We start from the raw sequence: 20,109 nt of genomic DNA, 5'->3' as shown, positions 1-20,109 counted from the left end.
TGGGGTGTTGACGATTCAAGATGCGGGCATGAGCGACCCTTTTCACCAGCGGCTGCACCATGTGGCCGGCGGCGCCCTCAGCGGCGACACCGCACAGACCTCCGGGATGCGCCGGGTCGAGGCGATCAGCGGAGCCACCGTCGGCAGCCGCAACCTCTGGATGGGACAGACCCACGTCGCCGCGGCCACCAACTCCGGCAACCACCACCACGGCGAGTCGGAGACCGCGATCTACGTGGTCAGCGGCAACCCGTCGTTCGTCTTCCTGGACGCCGGCCACGGCGAGGTACGGGTCGACACCAAGCCCGGCGACTACATCTACGTGCCACCGTGGGTGCCGCACCGCGAGGAGAACCCGGACCCGGACCACGAGGCGGTGGTGGTGATCTCCCGCACCACCCAGGACGCGATCGTCGTCAACGTGCCCGACCTGAAGTGGGTCGGCCCGGTCGCCGTCGGCACACGGAACCCCGAAGTCCGGTAATCCCCGAGCCCCGCCTTCGGCCCGGCTCAGCCCTATCTTGACCCGGCTCGGCTCCGTCTCGGCCCGGCTCAGCTCTTCTTGGCCTGGCTCGTGACGGTGGTGACGATCTGTCCGGCCCCGTCGCGCCGCACCATGCAGGTCAGCTGCACTTTGCCGGGCTTCGTCTTCTTCGCGGTGATCACCGAGTACCGGCCGGTCCCGGCGACGTCGAACCCTCCTTGGACGGCCGCCGGCTCCCCGAACTCGACGCCGGTCAGCAGGTTCGACTTGATACGGCGGTCGGCGCGCATGGCGGCTTGCAGTCCACGGTTCATCTCGCTGGTGAGGGCGGCCTCGCAGCGGTTACCGGCCACCTCCGGCGTGAGATTCGGGACGATCGTCAGGCCCGATACGGCCAGGAAGGCGTGGAACCCGGCGACCGAGAGACCAGCCAGTACCAAGCCGGTCCCGGCGGTCCACAGCACGATCCGCAGGATCAGGTTCTTCTTCGGCCCCGGTTCGGAAACTCGCTCGACGGGCTGCGGCGCCGTCCCGAACAGGTGCGGCGCGATGGGCGGAAGCCCATAGCTCCCGGGCTGGGCCGCGGGCGGCTGAAGCTCCGGAGCGATGAAAGCCGGACGTCCCGGGGTCCCCGCCGCCGGCGGGGCGTAGGCGGCCGCGGGAAAGGCCGGACCAGCGAAACCCGGATAGCCCGAAGTACCTGCGGAGGAGACGGCGGAGGCGGAGGACGGCGAAAGACCCGGCGGGACGGATCCCGGGTGATGCGGCCCGGCCGGAGCCTGCGGTGCGCCACCCGGCACGAAGGGAACGGTCACGACGGCTCCTCTGCCCGGCCGGGCCCGGCGTGGCCCGTCTCTAGCTTGCGGGCCATAGTTCGGCCATGAAGACCCACGGCTGAGAACGTGACGTTGACAGGTCGGTAGCAACCTGGGACCGGACTAGCTGTGATGTTTGGGGACGTTGGTCGAGGGGTTGTGACCACTCGATCTGACGATCTTTGATCGTTGCTGTGAACAGATGAAGGCCTCCAACGGTGCAGTGGAGCTGCTAAGACACCACACACCGGGCTTGGAGGCCTTCATGTCCCACGCTAACGCCGCACTGACTCCACGTGCACGATTGCGGCTGGCGCGTCTGATCGTGGATCACGGCTGGTCACCCGCACGAGCGGCCGAACGCTACGACGTGTCCTGGAAGACCGCGAACAAGTGGGCCCTGCGCTATCGCGACGAACGCGAGGCCGGGATGACCGACCGCTCCTCGCGACCGCACCGCCAGCCGAACCGTACACCCGCTCCCGTCGAACGCAAGATCGTGCACCTGCGCACCAAACGCCGCCTCGGCCCCGTCCCCCTGGCCGCCCACCTGGGCCTGGCACCGTCGACCGTGCACACCGTGCTACGCCGGCACCGCCTCAACCGGCTGTCGCATCTCGACCGCGCCACCGGCGAACCGATCCGCCGCTACGAACACGCCCAGCCCGGCGACCTGCTCCACGTCGACGTCAAGAAACTCGGCAACATCCCCGACGGCGGCGGCTGACGCTACCTCGGCAGACAAACCGGCCGGCACAACCGGCAAGCCACCGCCCGCCGCACCGGCCGGCGCCGCGGCGACTACGAACCCGCCATCGGCACCGCCTACGTCCACACCGTCATCGACGACCACTCCCGCGGCGCCTACGCCGAAATCCACGACGACGAAACCGCCATCACCGCCACCGGCGTCCTGCAACGCGCCGTCGCCTGGTACGCCGCACGCGGCGTCACCACCCGCAGGGTCCTGTCCGACAACGGCTCCGCCTACAAATCCCGGCTCTGGCGAGACACCTGCGCCGACCTGGGCATCACCGTCAAGAAGACCCGCCCCTACCGGCCACAGACCAACGGCAAGATCGAACGATTCCACCGCACCCTCGCCGACGGCTGGGCCTTCACCAAGCTCTACACCAGCGAAAAAGCCCGCCGCGCGGCACTACCGGCCTTCCTCCACGATTACAACCACCACCGGCCGCATACCGCTATCGGCAAGCTGGCACCCATCACCCGGTTGGACAACCTGCCCGGACATCACAACTAGCTCATGATCGCGCCGTCCACCGGGCCGTAGACCGGCGGGTCGAAACGGATCAGTGCGCTGAGGCCTGCGGAGATCAGCGTCGCCGGACGGTCCCGGAAGATCCACATCTCCGCCGCCACCGTGTCGATGGCCATCTCGCGGCCGCCGGGAAGCGCCATCCGGGTGAAGCGAGTGCCGGGAATGATGTCTCCCACCAGGCACCGGCCGACGAAATGGCCGTACGGCCATTTCACGCCGTCACTGACGACGACCTGGAAGACCGGCGCCTCGCTCACCCGCACACCTCCGCTGGATCAGGCGCGACCGCCGGGGACCGAGACCTGACGCCGGGCCAGGTCGGTCAGGATCTCGCTCGTCGACGACGTGCCGAAACGGGTCACGCCGACCCCGGCCATCGCAATCATCGCGTCCAGCGTGCGCACGCCGCCAGAGGCCTTGACCTGAACCTTCGGCGACACGGCCGACCGCATCAGCGCCAGGTCGTCGATGGTGGCGCCCTTCGGCGCGAAGCCGGTCGAGGTCTTGACGAACGCCGCACCGGCCCGCTCGGAGGCCCAGCAGGCCGCCAGCTTCTGCTCGTCGGTCAGGTAGGCCGTCTCCAGGATGACCTTGACGTGGGCGGTGCCGGCCGCCTTCACGATCATGCCGATCTCGTGCTCGACGGCGGCGATGTCGCCGGAGCGGAGCCAGCCGATGTTGAGGACCATGTCGATCTCGGTGGCACCCTGGTGCACGGCCAGCTCGGTCTCGGCGACCTTGATGGCGGTGGCGGTGTCACCGTGCGGGAAGCCGATCACCGTGCCGACCGCGACGTTCGTGCCGCGCAGCAGGTCGACGGCGACGGACACGTCGCTGGGGCGGACACAGACCGAGGCGACGTCGTACTTCTTGGCGATGGCGCATCCCTCTCGCACGTCCTCGAGGGTGAACTCGGGCCGAAGGATGGAGTGATCGATCATCTTGGCGATCTGCGGCACGGTGAAGTTCATGAGATCGGACATTAGCTGTCTAGACAGGTAGCTGTCTAGACAGGCTGTGTGGATCTGTAGGGTGAGCCGCATGCCCGGGAATCCCGATTTCGCACCGCGCTACTTCCGCATCGAGCAGGAGCTGCGCGCCCTCATCGCCAAGTCCCGGCCACACGACCCGCTGCCCTCCGAGCCGGAGCTCGCCCGCGAGCACGGCGTCAGCCGGATGACCGCCCGCGCGGCCGTCACCCAGCTGGTCAACGACGGCCTCGTCTACCGCGCTCCCGGCCGTGGCACCTTCGTCGCCGTGCCCAGCGGGCCCCGCCGTGCCGACCATCTGATCCGGCTCAGCGAGGAGATCCGCAAACAGGGCAAACGACCATGGGCCAAGGTCCTGGTGGCCCGGCTCCGACCACCGACCCCGCTGGAGGCGACCCGGCTCCGGATCCGTAAGGGCGACGTCTACGCCATCCATCGCGTCCGCTTCGCCGACGACGAGCCGATCGCCTTCGAACGGGCCATCTACCCCGGAACCATCCCCGGGCTCCTCGACCACGATCTGTCGACGTCGGTCCACGAGGCGCTAGTCGCGATCGGCCACACCCCGGTGCGGGGCACCTCGACGATCGGCGCCCAGTCCGCCACCGCCGAGGACGCCCAGGAGCTGGGTGTGCCGATCGGCTCGGCGCTGCTGGTCGAGGAACGGTTGATCCTCGACCAGAACGAACGGCCACTCGAACTCAGTGAGTCACGCTATGCCGGCACCCGCTATCGGCTCGACGTCGCCTTCGGAGTCGAACCGCTGGTTCAGTAGGTGCAACGGCGCCGCGGTGACACCCGCGGCATCCAGGGCGTCCCAGTAGGCCCTCGCATGGCCCGGCTCGACCGGCCCGGACACCGCTGGCAGTCCCGGCCTGGTGGCATGCAGCAGAGACTCCAGTTGGCAGGACGCGACAGTGTCCGGCAGGTGGGCGTTCACCGCGGGCAGCCCCTCCGCGGCCGAACGCCGTGCGTGCCCGATCCCGAGCAGTCCCCCACCTACGATCAGGACGTCGCCGCGCTCCCGCATCCTGGCCATCGCCTTCGCCGTGTCGAAACAGTGCGGGAACGAGTCGTCGACCAGGATCGTGCCCGGTTTCAGCCGGTCCACGTCGACGGTTGACGGACCTCCGCTGGTCGCGGCGATGATGACATCGGCGCGGTAGATCGCTTCGGGACCGTCCGTCGCCGTCTCCACCGGGATCTCCACCGTCGCCGCCAGTTCCGTCAGCCGGGCCGCGGACGCCGGCAGGTCGCAGAGGATGAGGCCGGCCGGGGCCGATGTCGCCAGGAGCAGGCTCAGCGACGAGGTGCCGATCGAGCCGACCCCCAGGATCGCCACCACGCAGTCCCCGATGTCCCGTCCTCGCGACCGCACCGCGGCGAGGGTGGTCCGCACGACCGCTGCGGCGGTCACCGCATGGCCGGTGGTCAGATCAACCCCCTTGCGCCGGTACGGGGTGAGCGCCGTCCCGTATCCGGTGAGCGCGGGGATCATCCCCGCCAGCGAAACGGTCCGCGCCCCCAGTTCGGCGGCCAGGTCCACCCCCAGCGCGGCGTCCTCCGCCAGCCCCGGACGGGCCAGCTCGTCCGCGAAGCGCGGTACCGCGACGAATCCCGACACACCCAGCGGAGTCCGCACCGTCTCCAGCAGCCGGGGCCGGCCGCCGGGGAAGATCGCCGACCGGATGGTCTCCCGGTCGAGGTGCGGCAGGACCGCCCGGATCCCCTCGGGGAGGGCCTCCGCCAGCGAAGCCAGATGGCCGGGGGCCGGCAGGTAGCCGACGAGCGCGGCATCCAGCCGCCCCGGATCCGGGACCCGCTTCACTGTGGAGTTTTCAAGGAACAGGGCGATTCGCTCCATCTCGCCGGAGGACAGGCGGCCACGCAGTGTCAGGCGTAGTCCTCCGGTCACCGGACGGACTGCCAGCAGCACATCCGTTCCGGGCGGCAGTGCCAACTCCGCGTCCGCGTCCTCCCAGGTCAATCGCAAGGTCTCGCCCTCGGCCTCGGCGCCGAAGTCGAGATGGGTGAAGAAGTACTGCCAGCCACCGGGTGCGGTGAACACCCGGTTCCGCGCTTCCACGACGGCTGCGGCCAGCTCGGCCAGACCGACCTCCTCTCCCCTCCTGCCGGGCTTGTCGCCGTCGTCCTCGATCCGGCTCCCAGCTTCGCCCCTCCGCCCGGCAGCGGCATCGGACCCAGGTCCGATGTCGACGGCCACAGCCGTGGCGTACGGTCCGAAGGTTCGGGTGATGTCGGTCAGAGCGTGGTCCCGGCCGGTCACCGCCAACCCGATCACCGGATCGCGGCTTCCGGTCACCGCGGCGAGCGCCCGCCGGTAGGCCGCGAGGATCGGGACGAACGGGGTTACTCCGGCAGCGGCGGCCTCGTCACGCATCGCCGCCACATCACCGTCGCCGAGCGTGAAACCGGCAGTGGTGATCTCGCCGCCCGCCACGAGCCGGCGGCGGGCATGCGGTACCACCTCGGGCCGTACACCCGCCAGCATCGCCACGTAGTCCCGGAAGGTGGCGCGTAACGGCGGCAGGGTCGCCCCGTCGTAGACCGCGAGCAGTTCCCGCATCAGCAGCGCGACGCTGTAGCCGTCCCCCACCAGGTGATGCGCGTGGACGACGAGTACGTACTCGGCCGGCGCGTACCGCAGCAGTCTCAACCGGACCAGCGGCCACTCCGCCGGATCGAACCGGTGCCCGCGTTCCGCCGCCAGCTCCTCCTCGACCGGGCGCGGCTCCGCCACATACCCGACGGTCACCCGTACCGACGGAATCTCCCTCTGCACCGGCGGCCGCGCGCCGCGCGGGAAGACGGTCCGCAGCATCGGATGCCGCGCCACCAGCACATCCACCGCGTGCTGGAAGCGGTCCCGGTCCAGCGGGCCGTGCAGCCGCGGTGCCGCCAGCCACGTCGACGGCGCCCCGACCGCGTCGGCCAGCAGGAACCCTCGCTGGGTGAGGCTGACCGGGAAGTCCTGACCAGCACTTTTACCAACGCTGGCGGAATCTGATCGGCCCATATGGGCATCGATCACCGCAGCCAGGTCCGCCAGTGACCGATTGTGAAATAGGACCGTGGGCCGAGGCAGAACCGGGCGGTGCTCGGCCAAACTGGCGAACAGCTCGAGGACGCCGATCGAATCGCCGCCCAGGTCGAAGAAATCGTCGTCCCGGCTGACCGCGGCCACCCCGAGCTGCCGGCGCCACAGGCCGGCGAGCAGTGACTCGGTCGCGGTCAGCGGTTCATCGGAAGCAGGAGACGAGGAGGACGAGATGGTGACGGACAGCGCAGCGCGGTCGATCTTGCCGGCCGCGGTCAACGGCAACTCACCGACGATCTCGAAACGGCTCGGGATCAGGTATTCCGGCAGAAGTGTCCGCAGGTGGGCGCGCAGACCGGAACCGTCGGCCGACGGCGACTGCACCCAGGCGACGAGACGGGCGTCATGCACCTGAACGGCGGCCCGTTCCACTGACGGATGCCGGCGCAGCACCGCCTCGACCTCGGCCGGCTCGATCCGGTGACCGTGCAGTTTCACCTGGTCGTCGGCACGGCCACGGAACCACAGCAGCCCGTCCGGGTCGCGGTGGCCCAGGTCGCCGCTGCGGTACCAGCGCGTGCCGTCCCGGACCACGAAGGCCTTCGCGGTCTGTTCGGGATCGTCGAGGTAACCGTCGGTGAGACCGGTGCCCCCGATGTAGATCTCGCCGTCGTCGGCGGGCCGCCCGTCCGGCCCGACCACCTCGACGATCGCACCGCCGACCGGTCGCCCGATCGGCAGACGGGTGACGTCATCAGCAGGACAGGAGTCGATGAGATGCCACGTGGCGTTGATGGTGGTCTCGGTCGGGCCGTAGAGGTTGGTGATCCGCTGGTCCGGGCCGAGCAGGGCGAACCAGCGGCGGACATGGGCCGGCGACAGTTCCTCGCCGCCGACGTGCACCCACCGCAGCCGGGACAGGTCGGCATGACTCTTCTCGGCCGCGGTCAGCAGGTGCTCCCACAGGGTCGGTACCGAACTCCACACCGTGACGCGGTCGTGTTCCAGCCGTTCGGCGAGCCGTTCCGGATCACGGACGGTGTCCCGGTCCCAGCCGACGACGGTGGCCCCGACCAGCAGCGGAGCGAGGATCTGCCGAACCGAGGCGTCGAAACAGAGGGAGGCGGTCTGCGCGAGACGGTCGTCCTCCCGGTAACCGAAAGTGGTGATCGCCCAATGCAGGTAGTTGCTCATCGCCCGGTGGCTGACGGCGACGCCCTTCGGGCGCCCGGTCGACCCCGAGGTGAATATGACGTACGCCGCATCGTCCGCCCTGTTCCGCACCGCCGGCGCCACGACGGCCTCGTCCTCAGCCACCGTCTCGATGCCCACCCGGGGCAGACCGATGGTCTCCGCCACGGCACGGGTGCCGGCGTCGCAGACCACCACTCGCGCACCGGCCCGTTCGAGCTGGCTCGACAGGCGGGCCGGCGGGTGCGAGGCGTCCACCGGGACCCAGGCGGCACCAGCTTTGAGGATGCCCACGACTCCGATCACGGTGTCCGCGCCGGGACTCGTGAGCAGGCCGATCCGCCGTGTCCCGATGATCGCGAGCCGGGCGGCGAGACGGTCGGAGGCGAGGTCCAGTTCGTGATAGGTGAGAGGGACGCCGTCACTCAGGACCGCGATCCCGGCCGGTGTCCTCCGGCACTGCTCCCGGATCCGCTCGACGACATCCACCGGCATCGCCTGTTCAGCGATCGGTGCGGTGATCGCCACCGGAGGCGCTGCCTCGACCGCCAGCGCGGTGATCTCGGCGAGATGCTCATCGGCGAACCTCTCGACGGTCGCCGCGGTGAACAGGGATTCCGGATAGTTCCACGAGAAATGGAGCGTGCCGTGGGCCTCGAAACAGACCAGTCCCAGACGGGTCGCCGCCGAGGCGGTCCCCGCGGTGGTGGCCCGGACGTTCGCGGCGGTGGCACCGGCGCCGGGGAAACGGGCGAAGCTGAAGCCGGCCGGGCTCGCCGATCGTGGGCCGGTGCCGTCGGCCGCCAGCATGCGAGCCAGGTCGACCGTCGAGACCGAGCCGTGCCGTTCGGCGTCGAGCCACCGGCCGCGCAGCCGGGCCGCCAGCTCGGTTCCGGATTCACCGGGCCGGACGTCGGCGAGTACCGGAAGCGTGTCGGCGAACGGCCCGACCATCCGATCGATCCCCGGCAGCCGTGCGGCCCGTCCCGCCCGGGCGACCGACACCGGCACCTCGGCCTGTCCGCTCCATCGCGCCAGGCACCGCGCATAACCCGCGAGAAGAAGATGAAAGAGCGAGACCTCGGCGGTACGGGCCACCTCGGTCAGCCTTCGGGTGGTCTCACGGTCCAGAGCACGCTGCCGTACGGCGTACGGGCCCTGTGGTTGGTCCTCGATGTCGCCGTCGAAGGGCAGGGTGAGGGCCGGCCAGCCGGTCAGCTCCCGCTGCCAGTGATCCAGATCGGCCACCGACGGTTCGGTCCGTTGTGCTTCGTGATCCGCGAAGGTGGCCACCGGCGCGGGGCCCGGGTCGAGGCCCTGGTACAACGCCCACAGTTCGTCCCCGAGCACGGCCAGGCTGAACCCGTCGGCCACCGCGTGGTGAACCACCACGATGAGGTCGGATCCGGCCAGGACCGCCCGCACCGGCGACTCCCGGCTCAGGTCGAAGGGCCGGTTCCGCAGTTCGGCATCGATCTGCCCGACCGGTTGGGCGCCGTCCCGCACCGTGAACCAGTCGGGCCGCCCGGGTGCTGTGAAACGCTGTCCGTCCGCCCCGAACCGCACCCGCGTCATCGGATGCCGGCGTTCCAGTTCGGCGAACGCCGCACGGAGCCGGTCGGTGTCGATCGGCCCGTCGAGGGTCTGCCGGACGTAGGCGTACGCCGGGATCTCCGGGTACAACCGGCCGGTGGTGACGAAAGCCCGCTGCACCGGGCTGAACGGGACGGTGTCGACGCCGGACAGGTGTGCCGCGAGTTCCCCGACGGTGCGGTGCTCGAAGAACAACGTGGTGGACAGCGTCCGGCCGAGCCGGGTCTCCAGGTCCTTGACCAGGTCCACCGCGGTGAGCGAGTCCAGCCCCAACGCCAGGAACGGCTCGTCCACTCCGATCTCGTCCGGCTCCCGGTGGAGAGGCCCGGCCAGCATCTGCCGCAACACGGTGACGAGTGCGGCTCTCCCCCACCCTCCGCCGCCGGCTGCGGGTCCAGGAGTGGGACGCGCCGGCGCCGTCGAGGGCGTGCTCTGGGTCGAAGGCTGCGCCCCCGACGGCGAGGGCACGGTCCGAAACAGGGTCCGCGATTCGGGCGAGGACGCGGGTGGAGCCGTCACGAGCACCTGCGGGACGCCCAGGCGGGCCGCTGCCCACAGCAGCTCCGGCACCTGCTCGATGGGCAGTCCGTCAGCCACGGACGCGTGGGCGGCGGCCAGGCCGGCGCCGGTCAGCGCGGGCAGGTTGACCGCTACGAACGGCCGTCCGGCTGCTCGTTCGGCGGCGGCGAAGCTGTCCAGGAAGAGGTTCCCGGCCACGTAGTCACCGACCGCCCCGGCCAGGCCCGGCAGCACCGACGAGACCGAGGAGAGGGCGACGAACAACGGGACCGTCGAGCCACCGGCCGTCTGCCGGGCCGTGAACGCCCTGGCCAGCAGCTTCGTGCCGCGGACCTTGGCGGCCAGCACGGCGTTCACCTCGCCCGGGGTCTTCGACCGCAGGCTGCCCGGCCGGACCACTCCGGCCGCCTGCACCACCACATCGAAGTGCCGTCCGGTGACCAGGTCCCGCACCTGCCCCGGCACGGTCACGTCCGTCACCAGGTACTCGGCGGTGGCGCCGAGCCGCCGCAACTCGGTGAGCAGCTCGGCCGGCTCGGCGGAACGGCCGGTCAGCGTCAGATGAGGGCGCCCTCGCCGGGCCAGGTGACGGGCGATCTCGGCAGCCACCGCGCCCGCACCGCCGACGATCAGGTAGCTACCGTCCGGCGGAGGGGAGAACGGCTCGGCGCCACCAGCGGGCTCCGGGCGGCCGGTGACGGGAGCGAAGGTTCTGGTCAGCCTTCGCCCGGCGCGCCACGCGACAATCTCGGCGGGTCCGGCAGTGGGCGGGCCGGCGCGTTCGTGATCGATCGCGGCCCGTCGCCGTGCTTTGGAGTCCGCCGAGCTGACGTCGATGATCCGGACACCTGCTGCCCGGTTCTCGTCGGCGAAAGCCATCGCCAAGGCGGCCCACAGCGCATGCCGGGGACGCGGGCTTCCGCAGCCGGCCGCGTACAGGTCTTCGGTCACCAACAGCAGACGGCCGTCTCGGGGGACGGCGTTGATCGCGGCCAGTGCCTCGGTGGCTCCGCCCTTGCCCGCCGTGATCACGGTTACCGGAGCCCGGCCGTCCGTCCGGGGTTCGGCGAGTGGCGCCTCGGTCCAGTCCGGGACGGAGAGAACCGGCCCGGTCGGAGTGGGCAGGCCGCTACGATCCGCCCCGGTCGGCGCGGTGGCCAACATACGGGCCGGCGTGGGGGTCGACGTCTGAGGCTGCGCGGCCGGCCCGAGCGGGAGACCGGGGACCGGACCGGCCGGAGCCGGGTCGCCGGCGATCCAGTAGCGGGTTCGCTGGAACGGGTAGGCCGGGATGCGCACTCGGCGGGTTCCGGCGTCCAGGTGGGAGCGATCGAGGTCGGCGCCCCGCTGCCACAGGGTGCCGACGGTGGCCAGCAGAGCCGCGCGGGTCGAGGCCGGGGGCAGGACCGTCGTACCGCGTACGAAAGGAGAAAGTGCGAGCGACGCGCCCACCTCGACCATCGTGTCGAAGCCTGCCTCGCGCAGCCGGTCGGCGGCCGCCGCGAAACGCACCGGATGTGTCGCCTGGGCCGCGAGGTAGGCGCCGTCCAGATCGGTCAGCCAGTTCCCGGTCATCGTGCTGACCAGCGGGATCACTCCCGCTCTCGGCACGGGCGCCAGGTGGGCGAGATGCTGTGCGACCGGTTCCATGGCGGGGGTGTGGAAGGCGTGCCCGGCCGCCATGTCACGGGTCACCACACCGGCTGCGGCAAGCAGTTCCCCGGCATGGGCCATCGCGTTGCGGGAACCGGCCAGAACGATCCGCTTCGGCGCATTCTCGGCCGCGACGAACACACCGTCCGGGCTCGTCGCGGCATCGAGCCGCAGTACGTCACCGAGTACCGCAGCGATCTCGGTGACGGTGGCCGCGACGGCGAGCATCGTGCCGGGGGCTACCAGGGCCGCGGTCAGGCGGCCTCGTTCCTTCGCCAGCAGGACCGCGTCCACCGCGGTCAGGTGACCGGCGGTCACCGCGGCGGCGAGTTCGCCGATACTGTGGCCGGCCACCGCGTCGGGGCGGATACCGAAAGCGATCAGCTGGGCGGCCTGCGCCACACCGAAGGCGACCACCACCGGCTGGGTGACCTCGGTCCGGGCCAGCTCCCCGGCGGTGACGTCCGGGTCGGTGCACCAGGCGACCAGGGTGCGGCCCGCCACCTCACCGGCCGCCTCCGAGACCTCATCGAGGATCCGGCGGAAAGCAGGCGCGCTCCGATACAGCTCGGCGGCCTGACCGGGGCGCTGGGTGCCCTGGCCACCGAAGAGGAATACGGTGCGGGCGGGCCGGCCCAACGGTGCGGGCGGATCGACGGACACCAACCGGTCCGGGAGATCCTTTCCGGTCACCAGGGCGATCCGGCACGGACCGGGGTCTCGCGCGGTCGACACGGTCGCGCACACGTCAGCGATGCGCTGGTCCGGGTGCGACCGCAGATGGGCGGCCAGGTCCAATGCCATGGTGCGGAGGGATGCGGCCGAACGCGCCGACAGTGTCAGCAGGTGCGACTCGGGCTCCGGGTGTTCGGGACCGGTGATCGGGGGTGTCGCAACCGGCTGATCCGCTCCGGACGCGGCCGCATCCGGATCGTTGGCGGGCTCCGGCCGGCCGGGTGGGGCGGCCAGAATCACGTGAGCATTCGTGCCGCCGAATCCGAACCCGTTGACGCCGGCCACGTGCGGAGCCTGCCAAGGGCGGGTCTCGGTCACCACCTCGAAGCCGTTCGCAGCCAGGTCGAAACGGGGAGACGGCTGGTCATGATGCAGCGACGGCGGCAGTTGGCGATGCCGCAGGGCCAGGATCACCTTGACCAGGGCCGGCATACCGGCCGCGTTGAGCAGGTGACCGATGTTCGTCTTCACCGAACCCAGGAGGCGGGGACGGTTGTCCGGGAGGGGAGGGAAGGCATGCGCCAGGGATCGGGCCTCGATCGGATCGCCGACCGGTGTCCCGGTTCCGTGGGCCTCCACATAGGTGACCTCGGCCGGGTCCACGCCACTGGTGCGGTAGGCGTCGGCGATCACCTCCTGCTGAAGCAGCGGGTTCGGGGCCATCAGGCTCAGCGAGCGGCCGTCGTTGTTGACAGCGGTACCCCGCACCACCGCGAGGATGTCGGCGTCACCGGCCTCGGCCAGCCTCGTCAGAACCAGGACCGCGCCACCCTCACCGGGAACGAAACCGTCCGCTCCGGCCGCGAACGCCCGGCACCGGCCGGACGGCGACAGGGCCTGTGCCTCACCCAGCAGCGTCTCGCCGGTGGAGGTCAGGTTGAGATTGACACCACCGACCACGGCGATGTCACAGTCACCGGACTCCAGGCTGCGGCGGGCCAGATGCAGCGCGACCAAGGCCGACGAGCAGGCGGTGTCGACAGCCAGGGCCGGGCCGTGCAGGTCCAGCGAGTGGGCGACCCGGGCCGCGATCAGGTTACGGAGTGTCCCGGTCAGGGCGTACGGCCCGATCTTCGAACCGTCGGACGTGGAGACGGTTTCCGGGCTGACGGGCTGGCCCGCCGTGGAGACGGTATCCGGGTCGGTGTGCTGGCCCGGCGCGGAGACGGTATCCGGGCCTGCGGGCCTGCTCGATGTGGTGATGAGCTCCGGGTAGCCGCTCTCACCCACCGCCGCGAAGACTCCGATGCGGTGGGCGTGGCGGCGCGGGCCCGCGTAGCCGGCGTGTTCGAGGGCTTCGTGGGCCAGTTCCAGGAAGATGCGCGCGTGCGGATCGAGGAGCCGGGCTTCATCCTCGTCGATTCCGAAATATCCGGCATCGAACCTGGCCGGATCGGCGAGGAACGCCCCGTGCCCGCCACCAGCCCATCGGTTCACCGGGGTGACGCTGTCCCGGCCGGCGACCAGGTTGGCCCAGAACTCCTCGGGCGTATCCGCTTCCGGAAAGCGGCAGGCCATGCCGATGATCGCCAGCCCACCCGGGCTTCCGTCGAACGCGGAGGGCGGACCGGTATGAGCATGGGAGGCCTCGGCCGGGCGCGGGATGTCCGGGCGAGCTGGTGCCTCGCCGATGCGCGGGCGAGCTGGTGCATCGGCGGAGTCCAGGCGAGCCGGCGCATCGCCGGAGTCCAGGCGAACCCGCGCCTCGGCGGTGCGTGGGCGGACACCGGTGGACAGGAGGTGGTCCGCCAATGCGGTGACCGTGCGACAGTCCCGGAGCATCGCGGGGTCGAGAGGCTCGGCGAACTCGTCCTCCAGAGCCGCCAGCACCTCCATCGCGGCCAGCGAGGAACCGCCGATCGCGAGGAAACGGTCGTCGGGGGCGATCGTGTCGGCGGGTATCCGCAGTACGCGGGCCCAGATGGATCGAACGACCTGCTCCATCGCGGCGCGCGATGTCGGCACTGCGACGGCCGGCGCCGAGGGCGCGGCGAAAGGAGCGGCTGATGACGGCGCCGACGAAACAACGGCCGGAAGCGGGACCGACAAAGGAGCGGCCGGAAGTGGGGCCGACGAAGGAGGCGTTGGCAGCGGCGATGACGAAGGAACAGCCGGAAGCGGCACCGACGACGGGGCTGGCGATGGTGGCGGCACTGACGACCGAGCTGGCGATGGCGACGGCTGGGGAGATGTGCGAGAAGTAGGGGTGGCGAGTGGTGAGGGGGTGGTCAGGCGTTCGCGGAGTGGGTGGCGGCGTAGTTTGCCGCTCGTGGTTCGGGTGAAGGTGCCTGCCGGGACGACCTCTACGTGGACCTCGTCGTAGGCGAGAGCCTCGGCTGTTCGGGAGCGGATCAAGGCGGGCAGAGCCGCTGGGTCGGAGCGGACCGCGCGGGACGCTACGAAGACCGTGACTCGTTCCCGGCCGGAGAGGGGGTCGGTGGTTCCCACCACCGCTATCGGGCCGGGCTTCAGGCCAGGCGTTGCGGCGGCCACCTCCTCCAAATCCGCGGCGTGGAAGTTGCGGCCGTTGATGAACAGGACGTCCTTGTGGCGGCCGGTCACACACAGCCGGCCCGCTCGGAGGAAACCCTGGTCCCCGGTTCGGAGCCAGTCTCCGGCGAACAGGCCGGCGGTGGCCTGCGGGGAACGGTGGTAGCCGCGGGTGACATTCGGGCCGCGGAGCTGGATGTGGCCGACCAAGCCGTCCTCCAGAGGCTCGTCCTCGTCGTCGACGATGCGCAAGTCGCAGCCTGGCACCGGGTAACCGACGTCCATGAACTCCACAGGCGGCACCGCAGCCGCGGAGGAAGGAGCCTCAGACGAGGAGGGCGACAGGAACGAAGCGGAAGGCGAGGACCACGACGGGAAAACCGACGGGACCGAAGACGAGACAGGGGACGAGGGTGCGAGCAGAGAAGACGACGCGGACGGGGAAGGTGATGCGAGCAGGGAAGGCGATGCGAACGGAGATGAGGGACGCGATGGGTTGACGGGGAGGGCTACGCCTCGGGACAGGGCTGAACGGCTCAAGGTCACTGGGACCGCTACCTCACCCAGTGGAGGGCAGGTCGCCGCCACAGTGGCCTCGGCCAGGCCGTACACCGGCTGGACCGCTCCGGGATTCAGGGATGCCCTGGTCATTCTGGTGGTGAAGGTTCGCCACACCGATGGGGAGATGGGTTCGGCGCCGACCATCAGCAGGCGGACGCTGCTCAGGTCGAAGGTGTCCAAGGCCTCCAGCGGGACCCGGCGGTTGGTCAGCTCCAAGGCGAAGTTGGCGGCGGAGAGGACGGTGGCGCGGTGCTCGGTGGCGGTTCGCAGCCAGGACTCGGGGCGTTTCGCGAACGTCAGCGGACTGATCCGGATCTGGCGGCACATGGCGAACAGCGGGGCCAGGTGGGTTCCGATCAGGCCCATGTCGTGGAAGTACGGCATCCACGTCACGAATACGTCGGCGGGGCTGAGACGGCCGGCGATCGAGGCCTGGGTCAGGTTGGCGATCACGTTGTCGTGTGTCAGCTCGACACCTTTGGGGATGCCGGTGCTGCCCGAGGAGAATTGGAGAAAGGCCAGGTCGGTGCCCCGTACCGCAATCGGGGTGGGAAGAGGAAAGGCGGACCGCAGGTCGCGCGGCGACAGCAAGGTCGCGCCGGGCGTCGCGGTATCACCGGCAATGAAAACCGATTTCCCGGCAGAAACAGTAGCGGGAGCAGAGGCGGGGGCGGGAGCGGGAGTGAGAGCGGCAGAAGACGAAGAGGCCAGATGGGCCCGGACGGTGGCCAGGCGGTGTGGTTCCGGGGGCAGCGGGACCGGCACGACGCCTGCCACGATCGCGCCCCAGAAGAGGGACAGGAAGTCGGCGCTGTCCTCGGACACCACCATCAGGGAATCGCCAGGGGTCAGGCCGGCGGCATGCAAGCCGCCCGCGATGCGGAGAGCGTCGGCATACAACTCCGCATAACTAACAAACCGGCCGCCTTCGTGCACAACTCCCTGACCGGGTGCTTGCGCGGCGGCACGGGCCAGGGCATCGGTCAGCGTCACGACCAGGACCTTATCGGCGTGGGCCAAACCTCAGTTCCGGCTCGGGGCGGACGATCGTTCAGACGTGCCGGACCGGATGTTCCTGCTGGCCAACCTCGTGATCATGGTGGCTTACGCGGCGATCATGGTTTCCATCGTGGTACCCGTGAGCCGGGCGGGACAGCTGGGGTCGAACAAGCTCGCCACCGCCACCGCCATGATCTTCTTCAGTTGTGCGGTGGGGCACGGATTCCACGCCGCGATGACCTACCGGATGATCACGGTGCCCGCCGAACACCACATGACCAGCCTGAGCTGGTCCTGGAGTTCAGCACTGTGGGACGTGTGCACGGCGCTGGTCGGCGTCTACTACTGGAGCCTGCGGCGCGGCTACGGGGTGCTGCTGCAGACCGGTGCCATCTACGTCGACCCGTGGGGGCAGACCCGGCTGGAGGAGGCGTCCGCGCGCGAGAACGCCGCCCGCGAGATGGCCGCCGCGCACCAGGCGACCCTGGCCACCATCGTCGAGGACAGCGCGGACGCGATCATCGGGATCACACCGGACGGGGTGATCACCGCATGGAACGGTGGGGCCGAGCGGATCTTCGGATACTCCGCGGCGGAGGTGCTGGCCGGGCCGGCGACGGTGCTGGCCGACGAGAACGGTGTCGATCAGCAGAACCGGATGCTGGCGCGGATCCGCGCGGACGGCGGCAGCTTCTCCTACGAGGGCCGCCGGGTCCGCAAGGACGGCAGCCCGGTGGAGGTCGCGTTCACGGTGACGCCGGTGAAGAACCGGGCCGGGCACATGATCGGGGTGTCGGTGATCGCCCGGGACATCTCCGCGGCGAAGGAGGCGGCCGAGCGGGAGCGGGCCGTCCAGGAGCGCACCGACCAGGCGAAACGGATGGAGAGCCTGGGCAATCTGGCGGGCGGGGTGGCGCACGACTTCAACAACATCCTGGCGATCATCGCGAACTACACCGACTTCGTGATCGACGAGACCCGGGACCGGGCGCACGTACAGGCCGATCTGGCGCACGTGCGGACAGCCGTGGAGCGGGCCACCAGTCTGACCCGGCAGCTGTTGACGTTCACCCGTGGTGACACCGTGCAACTGCGGGACGTCGACCTGAACGCGTCGGTGGCCGAGGTGCACGCCGTCCTGGACCGGACCATCGGCGAGCACATCACACTGATCGCGGTGCCCGCCCCGGAGCCGCTGACCGTGCACGCCGACCCGGGGCAGATCCATCAGATCCTGCTGAACCTGGCGATCAACGCGCGGGACGCGATGCCGGACGGCGGCACCCTGGTGCTGGAGGCGGGCACGGTGGCGGTGGACGGCGAGGAGCTGAACATGCAGCCGCCGCTGCCGGCCGGGACATATGCCCGGCTGTCGGTCAGTGACACCGGGGAGGGGATGGCGCCGGAGGTCGCGGCCCGGATCTTCGAGCCGTTCTTCACCACCAAACCCCGGGGCCGCGGTACGGGCCTCGGCCTCGCCACCGTCTACGGCATCGTGACCGAGGCGGGCGGCAGCATCAACGTCTACTCGGAACCGGGTGTCGGCACCACCTTCCGGATCTACCTGCCGATCTCCACCGGCGGGGGTGTGGTGGTGTCGCCGGCCCGCGAGGGCGCGCCGCCGCGGGGGGACGGCCGGACCGTGCTGGTGGTCGAGGACGAGGTGGCGCTGGGCCGGATCGTGGCCCGGATCCTCACCAACGGCGGCTATCTGGCCCGGACCGCGCACAACGGGGCGGAGGCGCTGCGCCTGTTCCGGGAGCACGGCTGTGACCTGCTGCTCACCGACGTGATCATGCCGGAGATCACCGGGCCGCGGCTGGCCGAGATCGCCCGCGTCGAACGGCCGGATCTGCCGGTGCTGTTCATGTCCGGGTACAGCAACGGGCTGCTCGGCACCACACACGTGCTGGACGAGGGCATCGCGTTCATCGAGAAACCGTTCACCGGCGGCGATCTGCTGCACAAGGTGGCTGACACCCTGCACCGTCCGCAGATGACATCTGTCATGGATGATCGCTGACGGCGGCGACTGCCCCGGAGGGGGTCATCCGGCGAACCATATAAGGCATGACACAGACGATCGAAGTGGACGGCCTCCGCCAGCGGTACGGCGATTTCGAAGCGGTCCGGGGCATCGACTTCACGGTGCCGTCCGGTGGTCTGTTCGCGCTGCTGGGCACCAATGGAGCCGGCAAGACCACCACGATGGAGGTGCTGGAGGGATTCCGGCCGGCCGGTGCGGGCTCGGTGCGGTTGCTGGGCTCGGACCCGTACCGCAATCGCAAGGCTCTTCGCCCCCGGGTCGGGATCATGCTCCAGGAGAGCGGCCTGATCGGCGACCTGACCGCGGCCGAGACCGTCGACCTGTGGCGGGATCTGGCCACCGACCCGATCAGCCGGGACGAGGCCCTCGGGCTGGTCGACCTCGGCGACAAGGCCGGGGTGCAGGTCCGGCAGCTGTCCGGCGGGCAGAAACGCCGCCTCGATCTGGCGCTCGCCGTGGTCGGCCGGCCCGAGGTGCTGTTCCTCGACGAACCCACCACCGGCATGGACCCGGAGGCCCGGCAGGGCACCTGGAGACTGATCCAGAAACTGGTCGCCGACGGTACGACGGTGCTGCTCACCACCCACTACCTGGAAGAGGCCGAGCGGCTCGCGGACCGGATCGCGATCATGCACCAGGGCGAGATCCGGATCACCGGCACGGTGCCCGAGGTGGTGGCCGGGCACGGCGACCGGATCACCTTCCGGGTGCCCGCGCACACCCCGATCGACGCCCTTCCCCGGCTGGACGGCAGCGCCCCGGAGATCGCCGTCACCGACGGTCTGCCGGCCGCCCGCTACACGGTGACCGGCGGCGAGCCCGACGGCCGCGCACACCGTTCGGTGGCGGCCCTGCTGAGCTGGGCCGACACGCACCGGGTCAGCCTGGACCGGCTGTCGGTGCGCCCCGCCTCCCTGGAAGACGTGTTCCTGAGCATCGTGGAGAACCAGTGAAGACCGATCTGTTGCACACCTACCGGCTGGCCCGACTCGACCTGGCGCTGATCTTCCGGAACCGGTCCGCGCTCACCAACGCCGTCCTGATGCCGCTGGCCGTCACCGCGTTCCTGATCTGGACCGCCCGCGAGGGTGGGCAGGACGGCGTGAACTACATCGTGACCGGGCAGATCGCCGCCCTGGTGGTGTTCGCGCCGCTGGTCAACCTGGCCGGTTTCTACACCAGCCGGCGTGAGGAGCTGGTCCTCAAACGGCTGCTCGGCGGGCCCGCCTCGGCGACCGCCATCCTCGGTGGCAGCGCTCTCGGCGCCGTCGTCGTCTACCTGATCCAGGTGCTCGCGGTGGTCGCCGCGGCGGTCGCCCTCGACGTCGGCCTGCCCGGCAACCCGCTGCTGGTGCTGGTCGCGGTCCTCGGTGGGGCGGCGGTCTTCGCGCTGCTGTCCATGGTGATCTCCGGGGTCAGCTCCAGCGGTGAACTGGCCCAGCTGGCGACCGTACCGGTGATGCTGATCTGCCTGGCCCTGACCCCGGTGATCGTGCCGGCCGGCGCACTGCCCGAGCGGATCGAACAGTTCGCCGCCTACCTGCCGATGACGCCGATCGTCGACATGGTCCGGGCCGGGTACGGTGACGCCCTGCAATGGCAGTCCCCGCTCGTCCTGGCCGCGTGGGCCGCGGTCGCCGCGGTGCTGGCCCGGCGGTTCTTCCGCTGGGACCCGCGCCGGGGCTGAAAGTTA

Annotated in this window: 10 protein-coding genes and 2 pseudogenes; 7 read left to right on the top strand and 5 right to left on the bottom strand. The window is 70.4% G+C overall.

What is annotated here, in order from left to right; translation table 11 throughout:
* Positions 1-28 precede the first annotated feature (28 nt).
* Positions 29-484: a cupin domain-containing protein gene (locus ACQ0O7_RS39925; RefSeq protein WP_430790703.1), complete on the top strand. Its 456-nt coding sequence runs from the start codon at positions 29-31 to the stop codon at positions 482-484.
* 68 nt (positions 485-552) lie between these two features.
* Here ACQ0O7_RS39925 and ACQ0O7_RS39920 read toward each other — a convergent pair whose 3' ends face one another.
* Complete coding sequence (locus ACQ0O7_RS39920; protein WP_430790701.1) at positions 553-948, bottom strand: hypothetical protein; 396 nt, start codon at positions 946-948, stop codon at positions 553-555.
* 616 nt (positions 949-1,564) lie between these two features.
* Here ACQ0O7_RS39920 and ACQ0O7_RS39915 point away from each other — a divergent pair.
* Positions 1,565-2,563 (top strand): annotated as a pseudogene (locus tag ACQ0O7_RS39915) (IS481 family transposase).
* Here the strand turns inward: ACQ0O7_RS39915 and ACQ0O7_RS39910 are convergent.
* Together ACQ0O7_RS39910 and deoC are read right to left on the bottom strand one after the other, a co-directional pair.
* Positions 2,560-2,838 carry a hypothetical protein gene (locus ACQ0O7_RS39910; protein ID WP_430790699.1) on the bottom strand — a complete coding sequence of 93 codons (279 nt, stop codon included), beginning with the start codon at positions 2,836-2,838 and terminating at the stop codon, positions 2,560-2,562. The pseudogene ACQ0O7_RS39915 and the gene ACQ0O7_RS39910 overlap by 4 nt on opposite strands.
* 18 nt (positions 2,839-2,856) lie before the next feature.
* Positions 2,857-3,552, bottom strand: a complete 696-nt coding sequence (deoC, locus tag ACQ0O7_RS39905) for a deoxyribose-phosphate aldolase (RefSeq protein WP_430790697.1) — start codon at positions 3,550-3,552, stop codon at positions 2,857-2,859.
* Positions 3,553-3,622: 70 nt separating this feature from the next.
* Between deoC and ACQ0O7_RS39900 the strand changes: the two genes are divergently transcribed.
* Complete coding sequence (locus tag ACQ0O7_RS39900) at positions 3,623-4,345, top strand: GntR family transcriptional regulator (protein ID WP_430790695.1); 723 nt, start codon at positions 3,623-3,625, stop codon at positions 4,343-4,345.
* Here the strand turns inward: ACQ0O7_RS39900 and ACQ0O7_RS39895 are convergent.
* Positions 4,280-14,263 (bottom strand): amino acid adenylation domain-containing protein, encoded by a 9,984-nt coding sequence (locus ACQ0O7_RS39895; protein ID WP_430790757.1) that lies wholly within the window; start codon positions 14,261-14,263, stop codon positions 4,280-4,282. The genes ACQ0O7_RS39900 and ACQ0O7_RS39895 overlap by 66 nt on opposite strands.
* A gap of 62 nt (positions 14,264-14,325) precedes the next feature.
* Between ACQ0O7_RS39895 and ACQ0O7_RS39890 the strand changes: the two genes are divergently transcribed.
* Positions 14,326-14,523 (top strand): hypothetical protein, encoded by a 198-nt coding sequence (locus ACQ0O7_RS39890; protein WP_430790763.1) that lies wholly within the window; start codon positions 14,326-14,328, stop codon positions 14,521-14,523.
* 913 nt (positions 14,524-15,436) lie between these two features.
* On the opposite strand, the pseudogene ACQ0O7_RS39885 reads toward ACQ0O7_RS39890, so the two are convergent.
* Positions 15,437-16,306, bottom strand: a pseudogene (locus ACQ0O7_RS39885) (AMP-binding protein); the annotation flags it as partial.
* A gap of 121 nt (positions 16,307-16,427) precedes the next feature.
* Between ACQ0O7_RS39885 and ACQ0O7_RS39880 the strand changes: the two are divergent.
* The 3 genes from ACQ0O7_RS39880 to ACQ0O7_RS39870 are packed head-to-tail and all read left to right on the top strand — an operon-like array spanning position 16,428 to position 20,103.
* Positions 16,428-18,392 (top strand): ATP-binding protein, encoded by a 1,965-nt coding sequence (locus ACQ0O7_RS39880; RefSeq protein WP_430790693.1) that lies wholly within the window; start codon positions 16,428-16,430, stop codon positions 18,390-18,392.
* Positions 18,393-18,439: 47 nt separating this feature from the next.
* Complete coding sequence (locus tag ACQ0O7_RS39875; RefSeq protein WP_430790691.1) at positions 18,440-19,369, top strand: ABC transporter ATP-binding protein; 930 nt, start codon at positions 18,440-18,442, stop codon at positions 19,367-19,369.
* Positions 19,366-20,103 (top strand): ABC transporter permease, encoded by a 738-nt coding sequence (locus ACQ0O7_RS39870; protein WP_430790689.1) that lies wholly within the window; start codon positions 19,366-19,368, stop codon positions 20,101-20,103. The genes ACQ0O7_RS39875 and ACQ0O7_RS39870 overlap by 4 nt, the downstream gene beginning before the upstream one ends.
* Positions 20,104-20,109 lie beyond the last annotated feature (6 nt).

The organism is Actinoplanes sp. G11-F43 (assembly GCF_050589265.1).
Classification (GTDB): Bacteria; Actinomycetota; Actinomycetes; order Mycobacteriales; family Micromonosporaceae; genus Actinoplanes.
Note: the sequence above shows the minus strand (reverse complement) of the source record. Positions and strands in the feature narration are given on the sequence as shown.